The following is a 25750-nucleotide window of genomic DNA, read 5'->3' on the forward strand; positions in this document are numbered from 1 at the left end:
GGTCAGTCCTTTGTGGTCGGTGCGGGGCGGGTACGCGGCAGGGGCGGGATCGCCAGCACCGCGCGCACCGCGGCGGCGAGCCGATCCCGGGTGTCGGTGGTGATCGACGCCGCCTGCCCGGCCGGAGGGCCGGTCAGTGCCCGCCGGAACAAGGCGGTGGGCAGGTCGACCACACAGGTGGTGAGCACCTCGACCGCGGCGGCGTCGCGGCGGCCCCACTGCCGGTCCGCGAGCCGGATGAGCAGCGCCACCAGTCGTTTGTCCAGCGTCAGCAGGGCATCCGCGATCTCGGCGGGCAGTTGCGGTCCGAGCAGCTGATCCTTCTTGACGGTGAGCAGCATCCGGGCCGCGGCCGGGCGGCGGAGCGCGAACACGGCCGGGGCGTCCGCGGCCGCGACCACCGCGCCCTCGGCTCCCGAGTCGTCGAGGGCGGCCTCGGCCAGCTCCGTCTGCAGCTCGAGGAAATCGGTCGCGGCCCGCAGCCAGACCCGGCCCAGCAGGGCGGTGATCGAGCCGAACGCGTGGTAGATCGTGCCGTTGGGCACGCCGGCGGCGGTGGCCAGTGCCCGCACGGTGACCTTCCCCGCGCCGACCTCGGCGACCAGCCGCTCGGCGGTGTCGAGCAGTTCGGGCAGTTCGTGCAGACGAGGACGGGCCACGGCGTCACGATAACAGAGCACGCGCTCCAAAACTAGCCGATCGAAACGCGGAAGTGATTCCCCTTGAGGGGGTCTCGACGCACGATCGTGCAGTCACTGGCAACGAAGGCTCGGAGCTGGCTCTGTCGGACTGCCCTCTCCCCATTCCGTCTCGCCCGCATTGGGCGAGGCAGCCCCAATGAGGTTTTCTCACTAGGAGTGGTGAGTTCCGGCGCCCGGGATGTGCTGAAGGACGCCTTCGGTGCGCTCAGTGCACTGAAGGCGTCCTTCAGCACCCCGCCCCGGCCGGGACCCGGGCTTCGGCTCAGACGATGTCGCGAATGCGACATTCGCGACGCTGAACCTCGGCAATGCGACATTCGCGACACCAGCACACCCCCAACCGCTACTGAGAAAACCTCGATGGCTCGCGGAAACGAGCGTTTCCGAGAATCGGCACGGGGTGGTTCGTCGCGGGAGGGCTGGGCTCTTGTCCCTTCTCACGGAAGATTGCCGGTTTCTCAACCAAGTTTGTTGCTGTCATTGCCGTTGAAGAAGCGGGTGATGACGGGGACGACAGCCTCCGGGTCGGCAACGTGTCCCTGGTTCGGAATGATCACCCGCTCGGCCCCCGGGATGGCGGCCGTGACCGCGGCCGCGGCCGTGTCGAAGAATCCGTTGCTCAGCCCGGCCATCGTGTCGTCGGTGGTGCCGCCGGTGGCCATCAGCACCGGCTGCGTGATGGTGGCCAGCCGCTCGGTCGGCGGGGTGCCGTCGCCGAGACATACCGCGTCGTAGGCCAGGGTGTGCGCGAGGGCGATCGAACCGGCCCACATCGGCGAGTTGTGCGCCTGCGCGATGGCCTCCTCGGGAGCACCGGCCAACCGCATGAACAACCGCATGGCGTCGTCCCGGCGGTCGTCGGCCAGCAGCGACCGCACCTTCTCGGTGTACTCGAGGTGCCGCTGTTTGGCGCCCTCGGACACGTCGTAGGGCACCTCGTAGGCGGCGACCTTGGCGATCGGCAGGCCCGCGGCGGCGGCCTCCAGGGCCAGCGCCGCGCCGGAGGACACGCCGTAGAGGTACGCCGTGCCGCCGGCTTCGTCGATCAAGGCCGCGATATCCTCGAACTCGCGTTGCAGGGCGTAGGGCGTGGTGTCTGCGCTGTCGCCGCGGCCCCGACGGTCGTAGTTGTACACGGTGAAATGCTTGGCCAGCACCGGAACCAGTGGGGCGTTCTCCGACCGGTCGACGATGCCGCCGCCCACCAGGATCACCGCCGGACCTTCCCCTGACCGGTCATACGCGATCGACGTGCCGTCTTTCGACGTTACCCGATGCATCCCAGCCTCCTCAATTGTATGGCGGACCCGTAACGGGCCTGTTCGCCCTGGTTCAGAACCGCCGGCGCATGGCGCTGTACGATTCCTTGACACCCAGACCGAAAACGGTTTGGACGGTCATCCGATACAGGTTCCACGGCTGCGGCCCGGCGCTCGGCGCGCTGAACGGTGCGTAGAACCGGCCGTCCTGCACGCGCGCCGGAGTTGAAATAGAAGGTGCCGTCGAACCAGATGGCGCTCAGCGGCATGGTGTGGGGTGTGCCGTCCGGGCACGTGGTGGACAGCCAGGCGCGGCACACCCTGCCGTCGTCGGTGTCCAGGCAGGACCACCCCGACGACCAGTCTCCCCGGGTCCGCTGCCAGGTCGACGCGATGGAAACCGGGAGACCCCACCTCCCGGGCGCGCCGCGGTGTCTGGTTCAGCTCATCAGGGAGATGGCGAGTTCCTCGAGCAGGTTCATCTGCTCTTGCATGCCGATCTCCATACCGGACTGGATGATCGTGTCGCGCAGTTCCTTGGTGCCGCACCGCATCAGCAGGGTGAGCGTGGTGCGCCCGTCGCGTTCGGTGAATGTGGTGGTGGTGACCGGCGCGCCGGCGTCGGACACGGGGGCGTCCGGCGTTTCGAACACTTCGGTGTTGACGATCCGTTCGTTGGGCACGATCTCCAGGAACTCGCCGTGGAAGGCGATCTCGCCGTGGCCGGTGGTCATGACATACCGCCACCTGCCGCCGACCCGCAGGTCGATCTCGACACTGCGCATGGTGCCGCGCTGACCGCTCCAGAACTGTGTGACCAGCTCCGGCGTGGTCCACGCCCGGTACACCAGATGCTTGGGCGCGTTGAACTCCCGGGTGATCAGGATCTGATCGTCCGCAGGCAGGCTGACTACCGCGGTCCCCTTACCGCTTGTGGTGCTGGCCATCTCACATCTCCTCGTCTTTGAGTTCTTCCAACACGGCGTCCAACCGGTCGAACCGCTCCGACCAGGTGCGTTCGTACCGCGTGACCCAGTCATGGATCGGTTTCAGCGCATGCCCGTTGAGCCGGTACAGCCGCTGCCGCCCGTCATCGCGCACCTCCACCACCCCCACCTCGCGCAGAACCCGCAAATGCTTGGACACCTGCGGCTGGGCCAACCCCAGTACACGCACCAAGTCGTTGACCGGCCGTTCCCCGTCGATGAGCGCATCGAGGATCTGCCGACGCCTCGGTTCGGCCACCGCGTTGAACGCGTCCGTTGTCGTTGCCGCTCGTGCCACACCGCAATTATATACCCATATGGGCATGTGCCAAGACCGGCCGAACTCGTGACCGGTGGCCGACCCCGCACACGCATGGCCTCCACCGCATGCCCATCCGCCACGGGAAGCTGAAAGGCAAGCAGCCCAAGCTTCCCGAGTCCGGCGTGTGATACCGGCGGGACGTCGGCGATGCTGTGCGCGTGGAATACGTGTCGAGAGTGCCGCGACCGCCGCTGGACGGCCTGATCGACGACCTTTACTACCTGGAGGGCGCGCCGCCCTACGCCCGGCTGATGCTGCCGCCGATGCCGTCGGCGTTGCTCATCGTCAACCTCGGCGCGCCGTTCCGCATCCGCGGCGGCACCGACATCAAGACGGCCGAGTACACCGACGGCTGCGTGATCTCCATGCCCACCCGCGCGTTGGAGTTCGGCTATCCACTCCGGACCCGGTCCGTCGGCGTGCACTTCAAGCCGTGGGGGCTGGCGCCGTTCCTGCCGATGCCCGCGGCCGAGCTGTGTGACCGGCCGGTGACGGTGGAGCAGGTTTGGGGCCGGCCCGCCATCGCCGAGCTGCGAGACCGGCTGGCCACGGCGAGCGGGCCGCACGAGATGCTGACGCTGCTCGAGGAGGAGCTGACGCGACGGCTGCACGACACCGCCGGCCTGGGGCTGGTCCGCCAGATGAGCGGCGTCATCGCGGCGACCGGCGGGGCGGTGGCGATCGGCGACCTGAGCGCGACAGCCGGTGTCAGCAGCACTCATCTGGCGAAGCGGTTCAAGGAGCTTGTCGGCGTCACGCCGAAGCGACTGGCCCGCACCCACCGCTTCACCGCCACCGTGTTCGCGATCGACCCCGCGGGGCCGATCGACTGGGGCGAACTCGCCGCCGGCGCGGGCTACTTCGACCAGGCCCACTTCGGCCACGAATTCCGGGCGTTCACCGGGCTCACCCCGACCCGGTACGTCGAAGTCCGGCGGCGGTTCCTGCGCGAACATCCCGGCCACGTGCTGGACAGCTGGCCGCTGCCCGCCGATTGATTTCTTACAAGAGCGGCAGCTCACGACACGCTAATTTGGGGCACCCCAACGCAGAGGAGAGCCCCGTGGGCAAGGTGGTCATGTACAGCTCGGTGTCGGTGGACGGCTTCGTCGCGGACGAGAACGATCAGCCAGGACCGTTGTTCGACTGGTTGGCCAGCGGTGACGTCCCGCTGGACGAGAGCGGCGAGCTGAAGGTGTCGCGGACGTCCTACGACTACACCCGGGCGTACTGGGACCAGATCGGCGTGACCGTCGCCGGTCGCCATGTCTTCGACCTGACCGGCGGCTGGGACGGGAAGCCGCCAGGTGGAATCGACCACGTGGTCGTCGTGACGCACCGGCCGCCGCCGGAGGGCTGGGATCCCGAGGCGCCGTTTCACTTCGTCGAGGGCGTCGAGGCGGCCATGGCCAAGGCGCAGGAGCTCGCGGGTGACCGCGTGGTCGAGGTCGCCGCCGGCGACGTCGGCGGCCAGGTGCTCGCCGCGGGTCTGGTCGACGAGGTGCGCATGGACGTCGTACCCGTGGTTTTCGGGTCCGGCAAGCGCTACTTCGGGTCGGTCGGCGCGCAGCACCTGTTGGAGGATCCCGACGTGACGCTTCAGGGCGACCGGGTGCTTCACCTGCGCTACCGGGTGCGCCGCTGAGTGTCCACAGTGGAGCGGTCGGAAATGTGCTCCTTCTCCCTACCAGCGCGGGCCGCCGCTGTCCGGCCGCGTCGCACCGACCACCCGTCCGCCGACCCGGACCAGCCAACTGCCGCAGACGCAGCGGGTGTAGCCGGTGTCTCCGTGGGAAACCGACTGGGGTGCCGGGAGTTCCGCGAGTGGCCAACCGCACCGCGGGCACCTGTTCTCATCCATACCCCGATCGTGATGTAATGACTTTGTGCATTTCAACCCTTACGGTGGTCCCGCTGCGCACCTGGCCGCCGACCTGGCGAACCATGCCGCGCGGGACGCGGTCGACGAGACGCGCGCGCTCGTGCTCGACCGCGGGATGACACCGGCGCCGCCCACCACCGAGGAGCTCGCGCGGCTTCTCGACTGGGGCCGGCGGCTGCTCCCGGTGTTCGCCGCGTCACCCGAAGAGCGCGTCGATCTGGTGAACGAACTGCTGGCGGCCGCGGCCTGCCGTCCGTACATCTCCCGCCACGACGGCAAACCCGCGCACCTGCACTACGCCAGCGAGCACGCGGACGGCGTCAGCCGCGTCCGCGCCTTCACCGCGGGCGGCCTGGCGCATCTGGTCTGCGAGGACCCCGAGCGGCTCGGCGTCTGCGCGCGCGAAGGCTGCGGAACGGCCTATGTGGACGTGTCCCGTAACGGCCGTCGCAGGTACTGCACGGCGCGGTGCGCGACCAGGGTGCACGTCGCCGAGCACCGGGCCCGGCAGCACAGCGCCTGAGCACCTCCCCCACCGTGGACGCCCGGCCGACGCCTAGAATGATCGAGTGACCAACCGCTTAGTCTGCTTGGGTGACTCCTTCACCGAGGGCGTCGGCGACGACGATCCCACGGCACCGAACGGCGTCCGCGGCTGGGCCGACCGGGTGGCCGAGCAGCTGGCCGCCCGCCGTCCCGGCTTCCGGTACGCCAATCTCGCGATCCGCGGCAAGCTCCTGCGCCAGGTGCTCGCCGAACAGCTCCGGCCCGGGCTCGACCTCGAACCCGACCTGGTGACGCTCTACGCGGGCGGGAACGACCTGATGCGGCCCAAGGTGGACATCGACGCGCTGGCCGATTCCTACGACGAGGCCGTCGGGCGGTTGCGCGCGAGCGGCGCGCGGGTCGTGCTGTTCACCGGCGTGGACGGCGTCGAGGACGCGTTGTTCCGCAAGATCCGTGGCCGAGTGGCGATCTACAACGAGTTCGTGCGCGGGATCGCCGCGCGGCACGACGCGCTGCTGGTGGACATGTGGGCGATGCGGCAGCTGCGCGACCGCCGGCTGTGGGCGCCCGACCGGCTGCACCTCAACGCGTTGGGGCACACCGAGATCGCCATCGCGGTCCTCGACGCCCTCGGCGAGCCGCACGCGCTCGCGCCCGCGGCGCTCGGCCCTCGTGCCCGGCTCAGTCCGGGAGAACGACGGAGCCAGAACCTCCGCTGGAGCCGGGAGCACGCGGTTCCGTGGCTGCGGCGCAGGCTGCGCGGCGAGTCGTCGGGCGACACGCTCAGCCCGAAACGGCCGCGCCTGGAACCCTACGGCGCGGCCGAGGTTCCCGGACGTCAGTGACGCACCGCGCGGAGGCCGTCGAACATGATCTTCACGGTACGGCACCGCAGTTCGCGGTCCGCGCCGACGTGTTCGGCGGCCTTCGCGGTGCCGATGATCACCGGGATCAACGTGTCGGTGCGGAGGTCGGCCCGTACCGCGCCCGCGTCCTGCGCGCGGCGCAGGATGACCCCCAGCGCTTCCACGAGCCGGGTGCCGACGACCGAGCCGGTGGTCGGCACGGTGACCCCGGCCGCGGTGAGCGCTTCGAAGTAGGCGTTCTTCGCGCTCGCCATTTCGATCCAGCTGGTAAGGAAATCGAAAAAGGCACCGCCTGGATCCGCTGAATCCGCCGCCACCACCGCCTCGGCCTCGTCCACGAACCGGTGCAGCCGCGCGAAGAGCACGGCCTCCAGCAACGCTTCCTTGGTCGGGAAGTGCCGGAACACGGTGCCGACGCCGACCCCGGCCGCGCGGGCGACCTCTTCGGTCGGGGCACCGGTTCCCTTGGCGGCGAACACGCTCTCCGCGGCTTCGAGTACCCGGGCCCGGTTACGCCTGGCGTCGGCACGCAGCGGTTTCGCATCCGTCACGAGCGTCGATGGTAGACCTGCTCAGTCCGACAGCGCGTCCAGCAGCCGGGCGAGCGCCTTCGGGACGTGCGAACGCCAGCCGCCGCCCATGATCCGCCGGGAAATCCGCTGGAACTCGTCGTCCGGGTCGAAGCCCTCGTGCGACAGCAGCAACCGCGTCCCGCGTCCCTCCGGCACCAGCCGCCACGTCACGGTCCACTGTGGACCCCAACGGATGCTGAGCACGCGTTCCGGCTCGACCGCCAGCACCTCGCAGGCCACCGGGCCGCCCGCGAAACCGGCGGCGGGGACCGGCTGGGCGATCAACTCGAAGCGGTGTCCCACAACGGGTTTGATGTCGTTGGGCATGTTCAGCCAGCGTTCCAGCAGCGCGGGTTCGGTGAGTGCCCGCCACACCTTGCGCGCGGGATGCGGCAGGAACTGGTCGACGTGGATCGCGGTCGGGTCCTCCTCCCCCGCTGCCGATGCGGTCACAGCTCCTCCTCGTCCAGCAGGTCACGCAGGTTGGCCAGTTTGGCACGCCAGAAGCGCTCGTACGGGGTGAGCCAGGCCGACACCTCGGCCAGCGGCCCGGCGTCGAGCGAGTACACCCGGTTACGGCCCTGGCGTTGTTCGGCCACCAGCCCGGCCTCCCGCAGGACACGGAGATGCTCGGACAGGCTGGGGCGGCGCATGTCGAACCGCTCGGCCAGTTGCCCGGCCGGCATCGGGCCCTCGATCAGCAGCCGCAGCACCTCGCGCCGGACGGGGCTCGCGAGCGCGGCGAAGACGTCGTCGTTGACCGGCACTAGCGCGGCCGGTTCCCGAACTCGGACGGCTCCAGCAGGCCGATCGTGTTGCCGTCGAGGTCCTTGAGCGAACTCGCCCTGCCCCACGGCATCTTCCGCGGCTCGGCGACGTCGACACCGGCCGCCCGCAGTTCGGCGACGTCGGCGTCGACGTCGCCGGTGTGCAGCTGGAAGTGCAGCGGGCCGCCCTGCTCGAGACCGGCGACCGGGTAGTCGACCAGGACGAGGCCGGTCCGCGCACCCCGGGGGCCGACCATGACGAACTGTCCGTGCGGGCCGCGGTGGTCCAGAAGCAGTTCGAAACCGAGGGTGCCGACGTAGAAGTCGCGTGCCTTGGCCTGATCGGCGACGGGCACGGTGAGGAACTGGACATGGCTGATGTTCATGCCCCGAGAATAGGTAGGAGATTTCCTACACGTCAAGTCCGGTCGGTCACCGGGCCCGCCGGCGGAGCCCGCGGAGGTCGATGTCGATCGAGGCCCTCCGGCAGTAGTCCCGCCAGCGATCGTGGACCACCTCCGGGGACAACCGTCCGCCCGCCTCGTCTCGGAACAGCGGTCCCGACCGGTAGCCGTTCCGGTCGAGGTAGCGCTTCAGCAGGATGAGGTACCGGGGATCGTCGAGCCGCACCAGACCGGCGGAGCCGACGCGGGCGTGTTCGTCCTCCGGGCGCAGGTCGAGATTTTCCACGTCCATCCCGCACACGTCCGGCACCCGCGCACGCGTGACCTGGATGGTCTCGAACACCAGCCGGTCGCGGAGCAGCTCGACGGGCACGTTCCGGTGTGGGCGACCGGCACAGACCGTCGCGAGAACCCGGCGGATGTCGCGCGCGGAAGCCGGCGGTGTGGTGGTGGCGATCCAGTCCCGGAACGTCGCGTGCGGGAACTCGTAGTAGGGCCCCGCCATGCGGAGCAGGAGGTTCCGCCTCGCGTCTTCGAGCAGGGCGATCAACCGCGGCGGAGTGCCGTGGCGGACGGCCAGGTACGCCTGGGCGATGGTGGTGTTCCACACGCTGGAGTGCATCAGCCCGGCACCAAGGCCGAGCGGCAGCCCCAGCACCGGGCCGACGACGAGCCAGGTGGGGACCGCCGACCGGAACACGACCATCGCCGCGCCGACGACGGCTCCCACCACCACACCGAAGACGAGACCGCTGCCGATCGCCGACCGGAGGTCCAGGTGCCAGGCGGCGCCGGGACTCTTCGCGGAGGTGTTGGTGCGGTGTGCCGCGAGCCCGGACAGGACCGCGACAAGCGCGGCCACGGTGAGTCCACCGGCGAGTCCGATGTCACCGCCGCGGACGAGCACCGCCGCGGCGCCCGCCACCACCGCGGCGGCGACCCTGAGCACGGGCAGGTCCGGGGACAGGAGCTTGCGCCATCGCGAGCCCGAGGACCTGGGTGGTCTGCCGGGCCTGCTGAGCTCGATCAGGAACGCGCCCGCCGCGCCGAACGAAAGGCCGTACCCGATTCCGTCGGGCAGCACCGTCACCAGGCCGATGGACTCGCCGTACAGGACGTCGTAGGCAAGCCAGTACAGCACCGCCCACCCGATTCCGAGCAGCGCGCCCACGACCGATCCGGTGAGGACGCTGAGCACGGCACGCACGAGGCGCGAGCGAACACCGAGGGCGGGGAGATCCCACCAGGCGAACTCGGTGGTGCGCGGTCCCAGCTCGCGCGCGATCAGGGCGAGGGTCCGGTGGACGACGTCGTGGGAATGTCTCCCATCGGACCGGCAGCGGACCCGGACCAGGTCGGCGTAGAGGTACCGTACGAGTGTCTCCTGATCCGGGAAGCTCCCCCGCAACACCCCTTCGATCACGTCCTCGTCGACGCTGACCGCGGCCAGGAGGCCGGCCGAGAGCGGGGTGGTGATCACGTCGGCCAGCGCGCCGTCCGGCCGCTCGATCCGGGCGAGCAGCTCATGCCAGCCGTCGTTCCGGGTCGCCGGCTCGAACTGCTTGAGATACGAGGTGACCTCGTCCCGCTCCAGTGGCCGGGGTGTGAGCGTCAGCGCGCAGAGCAGCGCGCCTCCGGAAACCGCGGCGGTGTAGTTTTCCGGCCGGGACAACAACACCCAGCGGAATCCGGCGTGCCTGGTCAGTTTCTCGACGGCGGCGGACCGTGCGGTGGCCTTCAGCTCGTCGAGACCGTCCAAGAATACCGCTATCCGGTTTTCGCGGAGCAAAGCCGTCGCTTGACGGCGTCGACGTCTCCGGAATCGCGAAGTGCCGAGCCTGTCGGCGATCCTGGTGGCCAGCCAGGTCTCGACGTTCACTTCGTCCGGGTCCCAGTCGTGCATGGACAGGATCACCGGGACCGGGACCTCCCGGCGCCGATCGGCGGGCAGTCCCCGGCGGTGGTCCAGGATTTCGATCAGCAGCAGGATCGCCGCGGAACTCTTGCCGCATCCCGGACCGCCGACAAGAATCAACCTTCCGGACGGGAGCCTTCCGTACACCGAGAACAGTCCTTCGGCGCAGGCTTCGCCGAGTTCTTCCGCGTTTTCGATGGGCGATCCACCCGGGACAGGCCGGAACGCCCCGGCCTCGACCGCGGCGGAAATCCGTGCTTCGGTGGCGTCCGGGGCGGGCGTCCACCGGATCGGAATGGCCTTCGCGCTGAGGAGATCGCGGTTCCCGGCCGTCTTGGTCCATTCGTCGAGCAGGGATTCCGCCAGTAGGTCGGCGATTTCGCCGGTGTCCGGTTTCCGGCCGTGTCCCGGGCCGGCGTGGAAATGGGCGTCGCCGTGGAGGTGGCCGATTTGGACCACGTTTCCGAACAACAATCCGAACGCCGAATTGCCTGTCCGGCGCCGCGGGCGCCGGGCCTCCTTGCTCATGGGCCGATTATCGCCACCCCGTCCGGAGCGGTCCGCGAAACCCGCGGCGGTCACCCGAACGGTGGGCGAGGGCACTCACGGCCGAGGTCGGTAGCCTCGAAGACATGGTGTTCGACTCCGCACGTTTCGACCTCCAGCCGTATGTCGGTTTCGACATGGCCCGGTACGTCCGGCGGACCTACTGCAGCTGGGAGGACGCCGGGTGGCAGTCGCTGCTCGTGCAGCGGTTCGACCACGTCCCCGTCGCCGAGGAAATGAGCCTGCCCGCGGCCAGGGACCTGCATCTGGTGCTGCCGGTCTCGGGCCGGGCGGTGCTGGAGACGCGCGACGGCGGGCGGCCCGCGCGGCGGGCATGGGCGCCGGGACGGCTCGAGCTCAGGCTCCCGGATCAGGCCGTGCTCCGCGGCTATCGGGGTGACGGGGCGATGCGGAGCGTGCAGGTCCACCTGCCGCGCGGCACCGTCGACGCGGCCGCGGAACAGCTGGGCGCGCCCGTCGTGGACTTCGAGGCCATGTCCGCGTCGCTGGCCGCGGGTGACCCGCTGCTCGAAGAAGCCGTCCGGGCGCTCGGCTTCGCCGGTGAGGCCGACGACGTCTACGCCGAGTCCGCGGCGGCCTTCCTGAGCGTGCACCTGCTCACCCGGCACGCCCGCTCCCCGGCGCCTCCGGCCTCGACACGGGAGGACACCCGCGTTCGCGCGGCGGTGGCACTGATGCGCGAGCGGCTCGCGGATCCGATCACCCTGGCCGAAATCGCCGGCGAGGTCCACCTCAGCGTCTTCCACCTCGTGCGGGTCTTCAAGGACACCACCGGGGTGACGCCCTACCGGTTCCTCACGCGACTGCGGATCGAGGAGGCGAAAAGACTGCTGCGTGAAACCGAGCTGCCGGTCGCCCAGATCGCGCTCCGCTGCGGTTTCGCCAGTCCCGGGGCGCTGTCGACGGCGTTCCTGCGACACATCGGGGCCCGCCCCTCGGTCTATCGCAATTCCTGACCGCGGCACCGCAATTCCGCGCATGGGCACGGCGCCGAGCCGTGCCTAGGGTCGATGACCATGATCGAGCGCGACCCACCCGAGATCGAACCCTTCCCCATCCACATCGCCGAGCGCGACCTGGCCGATCTCCGGGCACGCCTGGAGCGGACGCGGCTGCCCGAGCCCGAGACGGTGTCCGACGCATCGCAGGGAATCGACCTGCGACGGCTGACGACCTTGCTTGACGCGTGGCGCGAGCACGACTGGCGCGCGACGGAAGCCAGGTGGAACGCGATCCCGCACTACCGGGTACGCCTCGACGGTCTCGGGATCGCCTTCTGGCACGTCCGCTCCCCGGAGCCGACCGCGCTGCCCCTGCTGCTGACGCACGGCTGGCCCGGCTCGGTGCTCGAATTCGAAGACGTGCTCGGCCCGCTCAGCGATCCGGTCGCACACGGCGGATCCGCCCGCGACGCCTTCCACCTCGTGGTCCCGGCGCTGCCCGGCTTCGGGTTCAGCGACCGTCCCCGCGAGCGGGGCTGGCACCCTGGCCGGACCGCGCGGGCGTGGGCCGAGCTGATGACCGTGCTCGGCTACCCGCGTTTCGCGGCGCACGGCGGGGACTGGGGTGCACAGGTGAGCACCGAGCTGGCGCGGCTGGCTCCCGAGCGGGTCGCGGGCCTGCACCTGACGATGCCGCTGGCGTCTCCCCTGCCGACGGACCGGATCGCGCCAGACCCGGCGGAGCAGCGCGTCCTGGATCGGCGTGACCTGCATCTGACCGACGGCTACGGCTTCGGGATGCTGATGGGCACGCGTCCGCAGACACTCGGCTACGCCCTGCTCGACTCCCCGGCCGGGCTCGCCGCGTGGCTCGGGGAGAAGTTCGACGCCTACGCCGACTCACGACCCGAAGCCGGTGGCGGAGTGAGCGTGGCACAGCAGCTCGACACCATCGCGCTGTACTGGCTGACCGCCACCGGCGCCTCCTCGGCCCGGTGGTACTGGGAGGCGATGCGGTGGGTACCACGCAGCGCGGAGGAGGAGAACGCGCAACCCGTGACCACCCCCATCGCCTGTTCCCAGTTCCCGGCCGACCCGTGGCCCACCGCGCGTCGCTGGGCGGAGCGCCGCTACCGCGATCTCCGGTCCTGGCACGAACTCGACCGCGGCGGGCACTTCCCCGGACTGGAGCAGCCGGACCTTCTGGTGGCCGAAATCAGGAACGCCTTCCGCGAGCTGCGTTCGCGACCCGCCCGGACAGTATGAGGAGCCCTGAAATGCAGTCCTACGACGTCATCGCCGAATCCTCCGCGCCGCCGTCCGTGGTGTGGGCCCTGCTGCTCGACGCGCGGAGCTGGCCACGGTGGTCCCGTGTGGACGCGCTGGAACCCGCCCGGTCGCATGGTCTGTCCCCCGACGGCAGGGACGGGGTCGGGGCGACTCGCGCCTTCCGGACCGGGAAGGTCGTCACGCGGGAACGGATCACCGCACTCGACCCCGGACGCCGATTCGCCTACGAGGGCGTCGAAAACCCCCAGATGACCGACTACCGCGCCGCCGTGGAGCTGTGCGAAACACCCGGCGGCGGCACCCGGATCCGGTGGCACGGCACGTATCTGGCCCCGCGCGGGATGCGCTGGTTCTTCCAGTGGTACCTACGCCGCTTCATGCAGGCCATGGCGAGCGGGCTCGCGGACCACGCCGCCCGGTCACCGGCCGGCCAAGGTTGATGCGGCCGCCTTCCACGCGGATCCGTGATCGACGCGGCCGAGAACAACGGACGGGAAAACTTCTCGGTGGGCCATCGTCAAACCGGAGACCAACCCGCACTATCGGGTGACATCGGTCACGGGAGGTGTGGACATGGTCCTGGGAGACAACGACGTCACCCATACGGCAGCTACCGCGGAGTCCTCGGCAGGCCGTCGCGTCCAGGTGCGGCGGGCGGCGCTGGCCAGCGCGATCGGCACCACCATCGAGTGGTACGACTTCTTCCTCTACAACACCGCGGCGGCGCTGGTTTTCCCGCATCTGTTCTTCCCCGCGTCGAGTAGCTACGCGGGGGCGATGCAGTCGTTCGCGACCTACGCCGTCGGGTTCGCCGCGCGCCCGATCGGCGCGGCGATCTTCGGGCACTGGGGCGACCGGATCGGCCGGAAGGCCACCCTGATCGTCACCTTGCTGCTGATGGGGATCTCGTCCGGGGTGGTCGGGCTGCTGCCGGGCACGGCCACGCTCGGGTTCGCCGCGCCGCTGATCCTGGTGCTGCTGCGGTTGGTCCAGGGCATCGCGATCGGCGGCGAGTGGAGCGGATCGGTGCTGCTCGCGATGGAGTGGGGCGATCAGCGCAAACGTGGCCTGCTCGCCAGCTTCGCCCAGGTCGGTGTCCCGGTCGGGCTCGTGCTCGGTACGGGCGGGATGACGCTGCTGTCCGCGACGCTCTCCCCCGCCGCGTTCGACAGCTGGGGCTGGCGGCTGCCGTTCCTGGCGAGCCTGGTGCTCGTCGGCGTCGGCCTGGTGATCAGGTTGAAGATCCTGGAGACGCCGATGTTCACCGCGGCCGTCTCGGCCAAGCGCACTTCGCGGACCCCGGTGCTCGACGCGGTGCGGCACCACTGGCGGGAGATCCTGCTGTCGGCCGGCCTGCGGTTCAGCGAGCAGATGCCGTTCTACCTGTTCACCAGCTACGTGCTGATCTACGTCGTCGAGCGGGACGAGTTCGGCAAGACGTTCGTGCTCAACGCCGTGCTCGTCGGGGCCGCGCTCGAACTGGCCATGATCCCGTGGTTTTCCCAGCTGTCGGACCGGTTCGGCCGGAAACGGGTGTACCTGACGGGCGCGGTGCTGACCGGGCTTCTCGCCTTCCCCTACTTCGCGGTACTGACCAACGGTGGTCACGTCGCGGTCTTCGTGGTGGCGGTGCTGGCGTTCGTTCCCCACGCGTTGCAGTACGGGCCGCAGGCCGCGCTGATCGGGGAAAGTTTCCCGACCCACCTGCGCTACGGCGGAGCCGGTCTCGGCTACCAGCTGGCGTCGGTGTTCGCGGGCGGGCCGGCGCCGCTGATCGCGACCTGGCTGCTGCACGAGACCGGGACGCCGTACTCGATCTCGGTGTACATCGTGCTCGCGGCGGTGATCACCGTGTTGTGCGTCCTCGGCCTGCCGGACCGGTCGCGGGCGGACATCGATGACGCTTCGGTGTACCGGCGGCCCTGACCGGACCTCGCGCCCGGCCGTGCCCTGGTCCGTGAATGCCACATTGAGGGACTCTGAGTCCCTCAATGTGGCATTCACGGACCGCTTGGTTCAGTGCCGGGGCGGCCCACCGAAGGGACCCTGCTGCGGGAACGGCCCGCTGTTGGGGTCCTGTCCGCCGAACTGGCCCGGCGGCGGGGTCTGCGGTGGCCCCTGCTGCGGCGGCGGCCCCTGGTAGGGCCCGCCCGGCGGCGGCTGCTGGGGCTGCGGCAGTGACTGCGGGGGTGCCTGCGGCGCGGGCGGTGCCTGCGGCGGAGCGGGCGGCGGGGTCGGCTCGGCCTCGGACTCCGGCAGCTCCTTGATCGGCCGGGGCGGGGTCTGCACGGACGGACGCGAAGAGGGGGTACCGAGCGCCGGAACTTCCTTGCGTGCCACGGCTTCCGCGGCCGCGACGGCCTCGGCGACCTTCGGGTCGCTCGACGTGTCGAACCAGCCTGCGACCTCGTCGTCCTCGAGTTCCGGCTTGTCCGGGACGTCCTCCTTCGGCGGCTCGTAACGGAACACGCCGTCGTCGCCCGGAGCGCCGAGCGCGCGGGCGAAGCCTTCGAGGGCCTTGCCGTAGTCGCTGGGGATCATCCAGACCTTGTTCGCGTCGCCCTGCGCCATCTGCGGGAGCGTCTGCAGGTACTGGTAGGCCAGCACCTCCGGCGTCGGGCGGCCGGCCTTGATCGCGGCGAACACCTTCTCGATCGCCTTCGCCTGGCCCTGCGCCTGCAGGTAGCGGGCGGCACGTTCACCCTGCGCACGCAGGATGCGGGACTGCCGTTCGGCTTCGGCGGCGAGGATCGCGGCCTGCTTGGAACCCTCCGCGGCGAGGATCTGGCTCTGCTTCTGCCCTTCCGCGGTCTTGATCGCGGACTCCCGCTGCCCTTCCGCGGTGAGGATCATGGCGCGCTTCTCCCGGTCGGCGCGCATCTGCTTCTCCATCGAGTCCTGAATGGACGGTGGAGGATCGATCGCCTTCAGCTCGACGCGGGCGACGCGGATGCCCCACCGGCCGGTGGCCTCGTCCAGTACGCCGCGCAGCTGGCTGTTGATGGAGTCACGGGAGGTCAGGGTCTGTTCGAGGCTCATGCCGCCGACGACGTTGCGCAGGGTCGTGGTGGTCAGCTGTTCGACACCGACGATGTAGTTCGAGATCTCGTAGACCGCGGCGCGTGAGTCGGTGACCTGGAAGTACACGACGGTGTCGATCGACACGGTCAGGTTGTCCTCGGTGATCACCGGCTGCGGTGGGAAGGAGACCACCTGCTCGCGCAGGTCGATGCGGGCACGCACCTTGTCCAGGAACGGCACCAGGAAGGTCAGGCCCGGTGAGGCGACCGTCCGGAACCGGCCCAGCCGTTCGATGACGGCGGACTGCGCCTGTGGCACGACCATGATCGCCTTGGCGATGGTGATGATCACGAACAGGGCGAGCAGCGCGACCACTACGATCGCTATTGTCGTCAAGAGACTTTCCCCTTACCTCGTACCGTTTTCTTGGGCTGTGCCGGGAATACCGCCGAGGGGTTCCTCATGGTGCCTCCGCGACGATGGCGGTCGCCCCGGAGATCTCGACCACGGTCACCTTCGTGCCGGGCACGATCGGCGGGTGCTCCTCGGACATGCACCGGGCCGACCAGACGTCGCCGCCGATCTTGACCTGCCCGGCGTCGGAATCCACAGTGGACAGGACGACCGCGCGGGCACCCACCAGCGCGTCGGCGTTCGTCCGCACTTCCGGACCCGCGAGGAAGCGGCGCTTGAGCGTGGGCCGCACGAGCACGAGCATCCCGACCGAGGCGATCGCGAAGACCGCGACGTCGATGAAGACGTTCCCGGTCAGCGCCGCCGATCCCGCCCCGAACAGTGCGCCCAGCCCGATCATGATCAGCACGAAGTCCCCGGAAAGTACCTCGGCGATCATCAGGACGATGCCGAGGATCAGGAAGACGAGGGCCGCTGTCATGACCACATGCTCTCAGATAGCGTCGGCACGCACCGGTCAAGTGACACGCCGTGACCGACGCGTGACCTTGGACGAATCGGACATAACCCCGCCTTACGTCGGTTCGGTGACGAAGTCGATGAGCCGCTCCACCGCGCCGATCAACGGAGTTTCGAGATCGCGGTAGCTGCGTACGCCGGCGAGGACCCGTTGCCAGCCCTCATACGGTTCGCCCCAGCCGAGTTCGGCGCAGATGCCCGCCTTCCACTCGGTCCCGCGCGGCACCCGGGGCCACGCGCGGATACCGACGGCGGCCGGCTTCACCGCTTCCCAGACGTCGATGTAGGGGTGTCCGGTGACCAGCACGTTCTCGTCGCGGATCCGCTCGACCAGCCGGGACTCCTTGCTGCCGGTGACCAGGTGGTCCACCAGCACGCCGAGCCTGCGGCCGGGTCCGGTGCCGAATTCGGTGATCCGGTCGCCGAGGACGTCGACGCCGTCCAGCGGCTCGACCACCACGCCCTCCACTCGGAGGTCATGGCCCCACACGCGTTCCACGAGTTCGGCGTCGTGCTTGCCCTCGACCCAGATGCGCGAGTCGCGCGCGACCCGGGCCTGGAGCCCCTGCACCCGCACCGACCCGGACGCCGAGACCTGTCTCACCGGCGCGCGGGTGGTCTTGACCGGGACCAGCGTGACCGGCTTGCCCTCCAGCAGGAACGCGGCCGGGGCGAGCGGGAAGACCCGGTGACGGCCTTTGGCGTCTTCCAGCACGACATTGCCGTACTCGATCTTCACGACCGCGCCGCAGTACCCGCTGGCCGGGTCCTCGACCACCAGGCCGGGTTCCGCGGGCACCTCGGGGATCTTGCGCTTGCGGGGTCCGCTCAGCACGTCGTCATACGAATGGGCACGCACGGCCGACCACGCTAGCGGCCGGGCCCGTCCGCGTCCCCGCGCCACGCCGGACACCGGGGACGCGCTCCACGACACCCGACGTCGGCGACAGGGCACCCGGGCGTGCCGCCGCGGCCGGCGACCTGGTCACCCGCCGCGGAACCCGTTCCCGGTCAAGGTGTTCCAGCGCAGTGCGCGGCCGGTGGCGCGGGCCAGTACCGCCAGCATCCTCGCGTCGACGGCCGCGAGCCCGTCCTTCCGGTGGTGGTGGACCGACAGCACGCCGAGCACCGCGCCGGTCGTGGGGTCGGGCAACGGGATCGACCGGACGGCGCGCACGTGGGCGTCGCGGAGCACTTCCCGGGTCCGGTCGTCGAAGAGCACGCTTCGCGTGACGTCGGGGATGTTGACGGGCCGGGCGTTGGTGAGCGCGGAGGCGCAGGCCGAGCCGGTGTCGCCGACGACGGCGAAGAACTCGAGAAACGGCGAGGCGAAGCCGTGCTGGGTGAAGATCCGGAGTCCGTCCGGGCCGGCCAGTTGCACGTTGCCCGCTTCGGCGTCGGTGTACCGCAGCGCCGTGGCGAGCAGGGCCGTCAGCAGGCGCGGCCTTCCGGTGGTGGCCAGGAAGTAGGGGTCGAGGAACTCCAGCCGGGGATACCGTTGCTGGTCGTGCGCCGCGATCAGCGGGGTGATGCGCCGTTCGGTGGCGGCCAGTTCGGCGGTGATCTGGTACTGCTGCCATCGCCGCACGGCCTCGCGGGCCGTCGCGGCGCGATCCGACAACCGGGCGAACGCCCGGTCGAGTTCGTCGGGTTCGGGCATCTTCGCGTTGTACCGCACGCGAGCACCGGCCACCACCCCCGTGGGAAGGTCTGCGTCACGATCGTGCTGCTCCGGCGGCTGCCGGTCAGGGCGCCATCCGCAGCAACGCGTCGGGTTCAGCGCACCTCACCCGCCGCACTCCGCGTCGAATCCGGCCGCGATGCCGAGCAAGAGCGCACGACAGTCCTCGCCGTGGAACGCGCTGGCGCTGAACTGCGTGAACAACTCAAGGTGGTGCTGGATATCGCGTGGATCGCGAAGGACGATCAGCCCCGCGTCCGTCTCGATCGTGACCAGCTTGTCGTCGTAGATCACAAACACGTTCAACGGCAGCCAGCGCACCCTTCGGCGCAGCGGGATCACCTGGATCGACACGGTGGCCATCTCGTCCAGCTCGGCAAGATGCCGGGCCTGCCCGGCCAGCTCCCGATCATCGAGCAGGCGGTGCCGGACCGCGGCCTCGGTGAGGACGAACGTGAAGTGCTTGTCCGGGTCGTCGAGGGTTTGCTGCCGGGCCAGCCGATTCGCGGTTCGCGCCGCTCGTTCCTCCGGGGGCACCGAGCCGGTCGGTCCGCCGCCTGTGTGGTCGAGGTAGGCCGGAGTCTGGAGCAGGCCGGTCGGGATGACCGGCAACACGTGCCGGATCTCGCGCGCCCGCTGTTCGAGGTCGGCCAGTTCACGCTGTCGGTTCCGGATGCCCCATTGCCGGGTGCGGCGTTTGGTCCGGAATTCGGTGGTGGCCGTCCTCGCCAGCGCGGTGATCTCGTTCGCCGTGTCAGGGGACACACGCAACGCCCAGATCAGCCGCTCGACATCGATCGTGGTGGGGAGGAGCTTCCCGGTTTCGATGCGAGAGATCTTGCTCTGGCTCATGTTCGCCCGTTTGGCCAGCCGCTCACCGCTGAGACCGGCCTGCCGCCGGAGCCGTCGTAACGCACCGGCCAGCTGGGTCCGGTCCCGGGCGTTCTCTTCGGGAAAGAACATCAGCCGATACCGGACTCCTCGTACTCGAGGAACGGCATCGAGTAAGCGCCGGCCAGTTCCTTGTAGCGTCGAAACTCGGCGAGGTCCGCTTCGGGAAGCAGTTCTCTACCGAGGTACCGCCCATCGGGTTCGTAGTGGAGCTTGAGGACGGTCTCGTCGTCGAGCAGGATGAAGTCGAAACCGGGCAGTCCCGGATCCGGGGTACGAGCGAGGTCGATGATCCGCAGGTCTTCTCCTGCCTCGGCGAAGGCGTGGTACGCGACGAACACGTATCGCTGGTAGTCGGTCAGTGGCGGACGGATCGCGTAGACCCGCCGCCCGATCCTGCCGGTGCGGCGGCGGTCCTCGATCTTGGCGAACATCGGATCACCTGGATCGACTGTGCGCTCGCCGGTCTCCAGGAATCGCCGGAAGTCCTCCTGCTCCCAGGGAACGCCATACACCGGCTGCACCTGGAGGCGGAAGAACGAGGTCCGGTAGCCGTTGGTCAGCTGGTAGTAGGCGTCGCCGGTCAGCCAGTTCCCGCCGGATCGCAGGCCGTCCTCACCGGGTTTGAGCGGCATTGGCGGCCTCCAGCAAGAGCGCGAGCGGAATCTCCACCACGGCCTCGCCGTGCCGGGCACGCAGGTCCAGAAGATTTCCCTGCACCGCGATGGTTCCTTGGGCGGTCAGCGACACCATGGGGCAGTCGTCATCACTGTTGCAGGTTCCGGCCAGCCGTTTCATCGCACCCCTCCTGGTGGTCACGGTACGCATCACCGTAGCGGCGGGGTGTGACAGAAGCGAGGGCGAGCCGACACTATGCACGTTCTGGACTGGGGGCAGCCCGATCAGTGCCGCTGCAGGTCAGGGCGCCATCCGCAGCAACGCGTCGGTGTACGCGCCGGGTTCGTCGCGCCGGAGCGCGGGAAGGGCGGCCAGCGGTGCCAGTGCGGCACACCAGTGCCGGACCCGCGCGAAATCGGCGTCGAGGTGAGGCCGGAGTGCCTCGATCCCGTCCTCCAGATCGCCGCCCTCGGCGAGCGGGAGCAGCACCCAGTCGACGACGTCTACGGCCGGGTCGCCGAGGCTCGGTCTCGGGTCGATCGCGACGCTGCCCCGGCCGGGCCCGGCGTCGAGGACGTTGGCGGGATGCAGGTCGCCGTGCAGCATCGTGACCGGGCCGCTCGCGGCCAGTTCGGCGACGCGGGCGCGGGCCCGGCGCAGGACGTCGAGGGGCAGGTGACGTTCGGCGGCGGAGCCCCGCCACCGGCGTTCGGCGAGGGCGAAGAGCAGCTCGCAGCGTTCGGCCAGGGTGGGGAATCGCGTACGCGGCCGGACCGCGTGCACCTGGCCGATGAGTTCGCCGATCTCGGCCCAGGGCACCGCCGCGCCGCGTTCGCTGAGCGGGGTGCCGGGTTCGAGACCTTCGAGCAGCAGCGCGCCGACCGCCAGGTCGGTGTCGAGCACCCGCACGACCCGCGAACAGTCCGACCAGGCCAGCAGCGCCGTCACCTCGGCCGCGGCGATTTCCCGGTCCGGGGTCAGCTTCAGCACCATCGGGCGGCCGTCGCCGTCCGTGCCGAGCAGGGTGCGTCCGGTGTTGCCCGGCTTCGCGTCGCGGACCCGGAAATCCCATCGTGTGCTCAGGCGGGTGACCAGGTCGGGCAGCGCGTCGCACCAGGGGCCGACCTCCGGGCCGAACCGATCGACCAGCCGCGCGCGGGCGGCGTCGTCCATGATGGCGGTCATCGGGGAACCGGCGTCAGAACAGCGGCCAGGGAATGGCCCGCCAGTCGTCGCCGGGCTCCGGGAAGACACCGGCGGTCAGCAGCGCGTCGGCGCGGTCGCCCAGCGCCTCGATCTCGGCGCGGGTCAGGTGCTCGGCCAGTTCGGTGCCGAGCTGGCCGTCGAGCTGTACCCGCAGTTTGCGCAGCTTCTCGACGATGTCGCCGGGCAGCTCCTCGCCGATCCAGCCCCACAGCACGGTCCGCAGTTTCGGGTCGGTGTGCAGGCAGATGCCGTGGTCCACCCCGTAGACGCGGCCGTCGTGCCCGGCGAGCAGGTGCCCGCCCTTGCGGTCGGTGTTGTTGACGACGACGTCGAGCGCGGCCAGTTCCCGCATCCCCGGGTGGTCGGCGTGGGCGAGCACGGCGGGATCGCCGAACCGGTCGTGCGCGTGCAGCACGACGCGCCAGCTCTCGGGCACCGCCTCGGGGGCTCGGACGTCGACGAGGTCGTCCTCGGTGGTTTCGACCCACAGCTGCACCATGCCGACGCCGAAGGGGCCGTCGCGCAGCACGGTCGGCGGGATCGCGCCCAGTCCGCTCGCTTCGGCGACCATGGCGGTGGCGACCTCGCGGCCGGCGAGGGTGCCGTCGGGGAAGTCCCACAGCGGCCGCTCCCCCGAGATCGGCTTGTACACGGCGTTCCCGGTGACGCCGTCGAGTTCGATCACGCAGAACAGGGTGGTGTTGGAGGCGTCGACGAGCCTGCCTTCGACACTGATCCGGCCGTGCGTGACGAGTGCGGTGGCCGCGGGATCGGCGGGTTCGGGGTGCCCCGCCCGGATGGGTGCCACGAGTGGTTCAGTCCTCGATGACGTCGACGTCGCGGCGGTACCCGTTCTGGCGTGGGCAGATGTGGCCGGCGGGGTCGAGTGGCTCACCGCACAGCGGGCACGGTTTGCGCCCGGCGTTGACGACCCGGTCGGCGCGCTCGGCGAAGGCACGGGCGGCGACCGGGCTGAGGAACACGCGCACCGCGTCCGGGCCCTCTTCGGTGTCGTCCAGCACGACCGTCTCGTCGATCTCGCCCTCGGTGATCGCGAGCAGTTCGATCACCACCGCGCTGCTTTCGGCGTCCCAGCCGATGCCCATGGTGCCGACGCGGAACTCCTCCTCGACCGGGACGACCAGCGGGTCGACGTCGACGAGGTCCTCGGGCACCTCGTCGGGCACCTCCGCGCCGAAGCGGTTGGCGACCTCTTCCAGCAGCGAACCCAGTCGCTCGGCGAGAACCACCACCTGCTGTTTTTCGATGGTCACACTGATCGTGCGCACGTCCTCCGAGGCCTGGAGGTAGAACGTGCGGTCGCCAGGCTCGCCGACGGTCCCTGCGACGAACCGGTCGGGCTGGCGGAAGACGTGGATTACGCGCGACATAACACCTCCGACCCTAGGCCACCGGAGGGTGATCGGCATCCGCCGCCCCTCCTTACCAAGGAGACCGGAAGTAAGCCGACCTAGCCAGCCAACGGACCTGCACAAACCGCTTACTTCCGGTCGGATCGGCATCTACCGGCGCTGTGGGCGCGGCGGCGGCTAACCTCGGGGCGTGTCACGGATCTCCCCATACGGAACATGGGCCTCACCCATCACCGCCGCGTCGGCCGCCGCGGCCGGTGGCGGGCCGCAGTGGCTCGACGCGGTCGGCGACGAGCTGTGGTGGGCCGAGGCGCGGCCCGGCGAGGCCGGCCGGGTCGCGCTCGTGCGGGCGCTGCCCGGCGGTGGCACCGAGGACGTCCTGCCCGCGCCGTGGAACGCGCGCAACCGGCTCCACGAGTACGGCGGCCGCCCGTGGACGGTGGTCGAGGGCGGCGACGGCCGGGTCGTGGTGTTCACGCATTGGGCCGATCAGCGGGTTTACGCGCGGCGTTCGTCCGGCGACACGGTCGCGCTGACCCCGGAACCGGTGGTGCCGCAAGGTGTCCGCTACGGCGACCTCCGGCCGGGGCGGCCCGGCGAGGTGTGGGCGGTGCGGGAGCGCGGTGTCGGCCCGAAGCGCTCCGACGTCGCCAGGGAGCTGGTCGCGATCCCGGTCGGTGGCGGCGAGGAGCGGGTGCTCACGGCGAGCCACCACTTCCTGACCGGGCCCCAGCTGTCCCCGGACGGGGCGCACGCGGCGTGGCTGGGCTGGGAGCATCCGGCGATGCCGTGGGACGGCACGGAGCTGTGTGTCGCCGAGGTCATGCCGGACGGGACGTTCGGGCCGCACCGTGTGCTGGCCGGCGGCACGGACGTCGCGGTGTGCCAGCTCGAGTGGGAGGGCCCGGACCGGCTGCTCGCGCTGCTCGACCCGGACGGCTGGTGGAACCTGCACCGGATCGGGCTCGACGGCGCGGTGCGGAACCTGGCGCCTGTGCCGCGCGAACTCGGCGGGCCGCTGTGGAAGCTCGGGATGCGCTGGTTCACGCCGCTGGGCGGCGGGCGGTACGCGGTGCTGGACGCCGGCACCCTCGCGGTGCTGGACGAGAGCACCGGTGACGTAGCGCCGGTGCCCGCGGTGGCGGAGCTGACGGAATGGTCCTCGACGTGCCTGGCCGCCCACGCCGGCGGCGTCGCCGGGGTCGCGGCAGGCGCGGTACGGGAGGCCGCCGTGGTGCACGTGGACCCGGCCGCGGACGGCTACCGCGCGCTGACACCACAGTCCGCGGAACTACCACCGGCGGCATACCTGCCGGTGCCCGAGGAACGGGTGGTCACCACCGCCGACGGCGCGTCCGTCCCGGCGTACGTCTTCCCGCCGACCAACCCGGATTTCGACGCGCCCGAAGGCGAACTCCCGCCGTTCCTGGTGCTCGCGCACGGCGGGCCGACGGGGCAGTACCATCCCGCCCTCGAACTGGACGTCGCGTACTTCACCAGCCGCGGGATCGGGATCGCCGCGGTGAACTACGGCGGTTCCACCGGGTATGGCAGGGCCTTCCGTGAGCGGCTGCGGGGCCAGTGGGGTGTGGTGGACGTCGCCGACTGTGTCGCGGTGGCCGAGGCGCTGGTCGCCGACGGTGTGGCCGACGGGCGGCGGCTGGGGATCCGGGGCGGCAGCGCGGGCGGGTTCACCGCGGCGGCGTCGCTGACGATGACGAAGACCTACCGCGCGGGCACGGTGATGTATCCGATCCTGGACCTGTCCGGCTGGACGGGCGAAGGCGGCGAGACCCACGACTTCGAGTCGCGTTACCTGGACGGTCTGGTCGGGCCGCTGCCGGAAACGGCGCGGCGGTACCGGGATCGTTCGCCGCTCCACCACGCGGAAGCGCTCGCCGGCCCGGTCCTCTTCCTGCAGGGCCTGGAGGACGAGATCTGCCCGCCGGAGCAGGCGGACCGGTTCGTCGCGGCGCTCGCCGGGCGCGGGATCGAGCACGCGTACCTGACTTTTCCCGGTGAACAGCACGGATTCCGCCGCGCAGAGACGATCATCACGGCGCTGGAGGCGGAATTGTCCTTCTACGGACAGGTTTTCGGGTTCGAGCCGGTGGACGTGCCGCGGCTGGGCCTGTCCCGGTGAGGCCACCTCGGCTGCGCGAGGGCGACACGATCGCGCTCGTCGCCCCGGCGGGGCCGGTACCTCCTGACCTGCTCGACGCCGCGCTCCCGGTGTTGCGTGGCTGGGGTGTGCGGGTCGAGGTCGGCGCGTGCGTGCGCGCCGCGCCGGGGACACCGTACTATCTGTCCGATTCGGACAGTGCGAGGGCGGCGGAGTTCACCGAGGCCTGGCTGGACCCGTCTGTCCACTGTGTCCTGGCCGCGCGCGGCGGGTACGGCACCCAGCGGATGCTGGATCTGGTGGACTGGCCCGCGTTGCGGGCGGCGGGGCCGAAGATCTTCGCCGGGTCGAGCGATGTCACGGCGCTGCACCGCGCCGTCGACGTCCACTTGGGACTGGACAGCCTGTTCTCGCCGATGCCGGCGACCACGCTGTTCGACGAGGTGGCGGCCGAGCAGCTGCGCCGCACCCTGTTCGAGCCGGAGAAGACCCGGATCCTGCGTTCGACCGGCTTCGAGACACTGGTGCCAGGGCAGGCGACCGGTCGGCTGTGTGGCGGGAACCTCGCGGTGCTGGCCGCCGGGATCGGCACTCCCGAACACCGGCCCGCCGACGGTATCGCGGTGCTGGAGGACGTCACGGAGAACGTGTACCGGCTGGATCGGCTGTTCACGCAGTTGCTGCGCTCGGGCTGGTTCGACGGTGTTTCCGGCGTGGTGCTGGGTTCGTGGGACGACTGCGGCGATCCGGCGAAGATCCGGGCGATGCTCGTGGATCGGCTGGGTCCGCTCGGGGTGCCGGTGGTGGGCGAGTTCGGGTTCGGTCACGTACCGGGATCGCCGACCTTACCGCTGGGTGCCGAAGCCGAACTCGACGCCGGCCTCGGCACCCTGACGTTGCTCTCCCCCGCGCTCTCCTGAACGCGC

29 protein-coding genes are annotated in these 25750 nt (G+C 70.3%); 10 read left to right on the forward strand and 19 right to left on the reverse strand.

Going from position 1 to position 25750, the window contains the following annotated elements:
• Positions 1–2: 2 nt before the first annotated feature.
• The 4 genes from ABD987_RS15680 to ABD987_RS15695 form a co-directional block, all read right to left on the reverse strand.
• Positions 3–659 (reverse strand): TetR/AcrR family transcriptional regulator, encoded by a 657-nt coding sequence (locus tag ABD987_RS15680; protein WP_345392850.1) that lies wholly within the window; start codon positions 657–659, stop codon positions 3–5.
• Positions 660–1159: 500 nt separating this feature from the next.
• On the reverse strand, positions 1160–1915 hold the full coding sequence (locus ABD987_RS15685; protein ID WP_345392853.1) for an alpha/beta fold hydrolase: 756 nt from the start codon (positions 1913–1915) through the stop codon (positions 1160–1162).
• Between the two features lie 485 nt (positions 1916–2400).
• Complete coding sequence (locus tag ABD987_RS15690; protein WP_345392856.1) at positions 2401–2907, reverse strand: SRPBCC family protein; 507 nt, start codon at positions 2905–2907, stop codon at positions 2401–2403.
• Position 2908: 1 nt separating this feature from the next.
• Entirely contained in the window at positions 2909–3244 is a 336-nt protein-coding gene (locus ABD987_RS15695; protein ID WP_345392859.1) for an ArsR/SmtB family transcription factor, read from the reverse strand.
• 200 nt (positions 3245–3444) lie between these two features.
• On the opposite strand from ABD987_RS15695, the gene ABD987_RS15700 reads away from it, so the two are divergent.
• The 4 genes from ABD987_RS15700 to ABD987_RS15715 all read left to right on the forward strand — a co-directional run bounded on the left by ABD987_RS15700 (position 3445) and on the right by ABD987_RS15715 (position 6502).
• Complete coding sequence (locus ABD987_RS15700) at positions 3445–4266, forward strand: AraC family transcriptional regulator (RefSeq protein WP_345393400.1); 822 nt, start codon at positions 3445–3447, stop codon at positions 4264–4266.
• Positions 4267–4331: 65 nt separating this feature from the next.
• Positions 4332–4913, forward strand: coding sequence for a dihydrofolate reductase family protein (locus ABD987_RS15705; RefSeq protein ID WP_345392862.1), 582 nt, complete (start codon positions 4332–4334; stop codon positions 4911–4913).
• A gap of 241 nt (positions 4914–5154) precedes the next feature.
• A complete protein-coding gene (locus tag ABD987_RS15710; protein WP_345392865.1) occupies positions 5155–5673 on the forward strand; it encodes a CGNR zinc finger domain-containing protein in 519 nt (172 codons plus the stop codon).
• Positions 5674–5719: 46 nt separating this feature from the next.
• The gene (locus tag ABD987_RS15715; RefSeq protein ID WP_345392868.1) at positions 5720–6502 is read left to right on the forward strand and encodes an SGNH/GDSL hydrolase family protein; all 783 of its coding nucleotides are present in this window, start codon (positions 5720–5722) and stop codon (positions 6500–6502) included.
• On the opposite strand, the gene ABD987_RS15720 is transcribed toward ABD987_RS15715, so the two are convergent.
• Genes ABD987_RS15720 through ABD987_RS15740 form a run of 5 tightly spaced genes read right to left on the reverse strand, consistent with a single transcriptional unit; the run spans position 6496 to position 10709 of the window.
• Complete coding sequence (locus ABD987_RS15720; protein ID WP_345392871.1) at positions 6496–7074, reverse strand: TetR/AcrR family transcriptional regulator; 579 nt, start codon at positions 7072–7074, stop codon at positions 6496–6498. The genes ABD987_RS15715 and ABD987_RS15720 overlap by 7 nt on opposite strands.
• A 21-nt stretch (positions 7075–7095) precedes the next feature.
• Entirely contained in the window at positions 7096–7548 is a 453-nt protein-coding gene (locus ABD987_RS15725) for an SRPBCC family protein (RefSeq protein ID WP_345392874.1), read from the reverse strand.
• Positions 7545–7862 carry a metalloregulator ArsR/SmtB family transcription factor gene (locus ABD987_RS15730; protein WP_345392877.1) on the reverse strand — a complete coding sequence of 106 codons (318 nt, stop codon included), beginning with the start codon at positions 7860–7862 and terminating at the stop codon, positions 7545–7547. Before ABD987_RS15730 ends, ABD987_RS15725 begins: the two co-directional genes overlap by 4 nt.
• A complete protein-coding gene (locus ABD987_RS15735) occupies positions 7862–8248 on the reverse strand; it encodes a VOC family protein (RefSeq protein ID WP_345392880.1) in 387 nt (128 codons plus the stop codon). The genes ABD987_RS15730 and ABD987_RS15735 overlap by 1 nt, the downstream gene beginning before the upstream one ends.
• 46 nt (positions 8249–8294) lie before the next feature.
• On the reverse strand, positions 8295–10709 hold the full coding sequence (locus ABD987_RS15740; RefSeq protein WP_345392883.1) for a hypothetical protein: 2415 nt from the start codon (positions 10707–10709) through the stop codon (positions 8295–8297).
• Positions 10710–10813: 104 nt separating this feature from the next.
• Between ABD987_RS15740 and ABD987_RS15745 the strand changes: the two genes are divergently transcribed.
• The 4 genes from ABD987_RS15745 (at position 10814) to ABD987_RS15760 (ending at position 14905) form a co-directional block, all read left to right on the forward strand.
• On the forward strand, positions 10814–11704 hold the full coding sequence (locus ABD987_RS15745) for an AraC family transcriptional regulator (protein ID WP_345392886.1): 891 nt from the start codon (positions 10814–10816) through the stop codon (positions 11702–11704).
• Between the two features lie 60 nt (positions 11705–11764).
• Positions 11765–12955 (forward strand): epoxide hydrolase family protein, encoded by a 1191-nt coding sequence (locus ABD987_RS15750; RefSeq protein ID WP_345392889.1) that lies wholly within the window; start codon positions 11765–11767, stop codon positions 12953–12955.
• 11 nt (positions 12956–12966) lie between these two features.
• Positions 12967–13419 carry an SRPBCC family protein gene (locus ABD987_RS15755; RefSeq protein ID WP_345392892.1) on the forward strand — a complete coding sequence of 151 codons (453 nt, stop codon included), beginning with the start codon at positions 12967–12969 and terminating at the stop codon, positions 13417–13419.
• A 133-nt stretch (positions 13420–13552) separates the two neighbouring features.
• A complete protein-coding gene (locus ABD987_RS15760; RefSeq protein WP_345392895.1) occupies positions 13553–14905 on the forward strand; it encodes an MFS transporter in 1353 nt (450 codons plus the stop codon).
• Positions 14906–14995: 90 nt separating this feature from the next.
• Here ABD987_RS15760 and ABD987_RS15765 read toward each other — a convergent pair whose 3' ends face one another.
• From ABD987_RS15765 to ABD987_RS15810, 10 genes are all read right to left on the reverse strand, one after another.
• Positions 14996–16324: an SPFH domain-containing protein gene (locus ABD987_RS15765; RefSeq protein ID WP_378214036.1), complete on the reverse strand. Its 1329-nt coding sequence runs from the start codon at positions 16322–16324 to the stop codon at positions 14996–14998.
• A 136-nt stretch (positions 16325–16460) separates the two neighbouring features.
• Positions 16461–16895: an NfeD family protein gene (locus ABD987_RS15770; RefSeq protein WP_345392898.1), complete on the reverse strand. Its 435-nt coding sequence runs from the start codon at positions 16893–16895 to the stop codon at positions 16461–16463.
• Between the two features lie 93 nt (positions 16896–16988).
• The gene (locus tag ABD987_RS15775) at positions 16989–17792 is read right to left on the reverse strand and encodes a DUF3097 domain-containing protein (RefSeq protein ID WP_345392901.1); all 804 of its coding nucleotides are present in this window, start codon (positions 17790–17792) and stop codon (positions 16989–16991) included.
• 126 nt (positions 17793–17918) lie between these two features.
• Positions 17919–18593, reverse strand: a complete 675-nt coding sequence (locus tag ABD987_RS15780) for a GAF domain-containing protein (protein WP_345392904.1) — start codon at positions 18591–18593, stop codon at positions 17919–17921.
• Between the two features lie 126 nt (positions 18594–18719).
• Entirely contained in the window at positions 18720–19577 is an 858-nt protein-coding gene (locus tag ABD987_RS15785) for a helix-turn-helix domain-containing protein (RefSeq protein ID WP_345392907.1), read from the reverse strand.
• Positions 19577–20140: a DUF6879 family protein gene (locus ABD987_RS15790; protein ID WP_345392910.1), complete on the reverse strand. Its 564-nt coding sequence runs from the start codon at positions 20138–20140 to the stop codon at positions 19577–19579. Before ABD987_RS15790 ends, ABD987_RS15785 begins: the two co-directional genes overlap by 1 nt.
• Positions 20121–20303 carry a hypothetical protein gene (locus tag ABD987_RS15795; RefSeq protein WP_345392913.1) on the reverse strand — a complete coding sequence of 61 codons (183 nt, stop codon included), beginning with the start codon at positions 20301–20303 and terminating at the stop codon, positions 20121–20123. The genes ABD987_RS15790 and ABD987_RS15795 overlap by 20 nt, the downstream gene beginning before the upstream one ends.
• A gap of 120 nt (positions 20304–20423) precedes the next feature.
• Positions 20424–21308: an aminoglycoside phosphotransferase family protein gene (locus ABD987_RS15800; protein ID WP_345392916.1), complete on the reverse strand. Its 885-nt coding sequence runs from the start codon at positions 21306–21308 to the stop codon at positions 20424–20426.
• 13 nt (positions 21309–21321) lie between these two features.
• On the reverse strand, positions 21322–22137 hold the full coding sequence (locus ABD987_RS15805; protein ID WP_425551082.1) for an SCO1664 family protein: 816 nt from the start codon (positions 22135–22137) through the stop codon (positions 21322–21324).
• A 7-nt stretch (positions 22138–22144) separates the two neighbouring features.
• Positions 22145–22720 carry a DUF3090 domain-containing protein gene (locus tag ABD987_RS15810; RefSeq protein WP_345392919.1) on the reverse strand — a complete coding sequence of 192 codons (576 nt, stop codon included), beginning with the start codon at positions 22718–22720 and terminating at the stop codon, positions 22145–22147.
• A 172-nt stretch (positions 22721–22892) separates the two neighbouring features.
• Here ABD987_RS15810 and ABD987_RS15815 point away from each other — a divergent pair, with 172 nt between their 5' ends.
• Together ABD987_RS15815 and ABD987_RS15820 are read left to right on the forward strand one after the other, a co-directional pair.
• Positions 22893–24845 (forward strand): prolyl oligopeptidase family serine peptidase, encoded by a 1953-nt coding sequence (locus ABD987_RS15815; RefSeq protein WP_345392922.1) that lies wholly within the window; start codon positions 22893–22895, stop codon positions 24843–24845.
• Positions 24842–25744 (forward strand): S66 peptidase family protein, encoded by a 903-nt coding sequence (locus ABD987_RS15820; RefSeq protein WP_345392925.1) that lies wholly within the window; start codon positions 24842–24844, stop codon positions 25742–25744. Before ABD987_RS15815 ends, ABD987_RS15820 begins: the two co-directional genes overlap by 4 nt.
• The last annotated feature ends 6 nt before the right edge of the window (positions 25745–25750 follow it).

The organism is Amycolatopsis samaneae (assembly GCF_039541975.1).
In the GTDB taxonomy this organism is placed as follows: Bacteria; Actinomycetota; Actinomycetes; order Mycobacteriales; family Pseudonocardiaceae; genus Amycolatopsis; species Amycolatopsis samaneae.

Coding starts and splice junctions, on each gene's coding strand:
- ABD987_RS15735 (WP_345392880.1), bottom strand. CDS start 8,248: ATGAACATCAGCCATGTCCAGTTCCTCACCGTGCCCGTCGCCGATCAG.
- ABD987_RS15690 (WP_345392856.1), bottom strand. CDS start 2,907: ATGGCCAGCACCACAAGCGGTAAGGGGACCGCGGTAGTCAGCCTGCCT.
- ABD987_RS15765 (WP_378214036.1), bottom strand. CDS start 16,324: ATGGTCGTGCCACAGGCGCAGTCCGCCGTCATCGAACGGCTGGGCCGG.
- ABD987_RS15795 (WP_345392913.1), bottom strand. CDS start 20,303: ATGAAACGGCTGGCCGGAACCTGCAACAGTGATGACGACTGCCCCATG.
- ABD987_RS15760 (WP_345392895.1), top strand. CDS start 13,553: ATGGTCCTGGGAGACAACGACGTCACCCATACGGCAGCTACCGCGGAG.
- ABD987_RS15810 (WP_345392919.1), bottom strand. CDS start 22,720: ATGTCGCGCGTAATCCACGTCTTCCGCCAGCCCGACCGGTTCGTCGCA.
- ABD987_RS15770 (WP_345392898.1), bottom strand. CDS start 16,895: ATGACAGCGGCCCTCGTCTTCCTGATCCTCGGCATCGTCCTGATGATC.
- ABD987_RS15745 (WP_345392886.1), top strand. CDS start 10,814: ATGGTGTTCGACTCCGCACGTTTCGACCTCCAGCCGTATGTCGGTTTC.
- ABD987_RS15755 (WP_345392892.1), top strand. CDS start 12,967: ATGCAGTCCTACGACGTCATCGCCGAATCCTCCGCGCCGCCGTCCGTG.
- ABD987_RS15780 (WP_345392904.1), bottom strand. CDS start 18,593: ATGCCCGAACCCGACGAACTCGACCGGGCGTTCGCCCGGTTGTCGGAT.
- ABD987_RS15785 (WP_345392907.1), bottom strand. CDS start 19,577: ATGTTCTTTCCCGAAGAGAACGCCCGGGACCGGACCCAGCTGGCCGGT.
- ABD987_RS15800 (WP_345392916.1), bottom strand. CDS start 21,308: ATGACCGCCATCATGGACGACGCCGCCCGCGCGCGGCTGGTCGATCGG.
- ABD987_RS15740 (WP_345392883.1), bottom strand. CDS start 10,709: ATGAGCAAGGAGGCCCGGCGCCCGCGGCGCCGGACAGGCAATTCGGCG.
- ABD987_RS15750 (WP_345392889.1), top strand. CDS start 11,765: ATGATCGAGCGCGACCCACCCGAGATCGAACCCTTCCCCATCCACATC.
- ABD987_RS15790 (WP_345392910.1), bottom strand. CDS start 20,140: ATGCCGCTCAAACCCGGTGAGGACGGCCTGCGATCCGGCGGGAACTGG.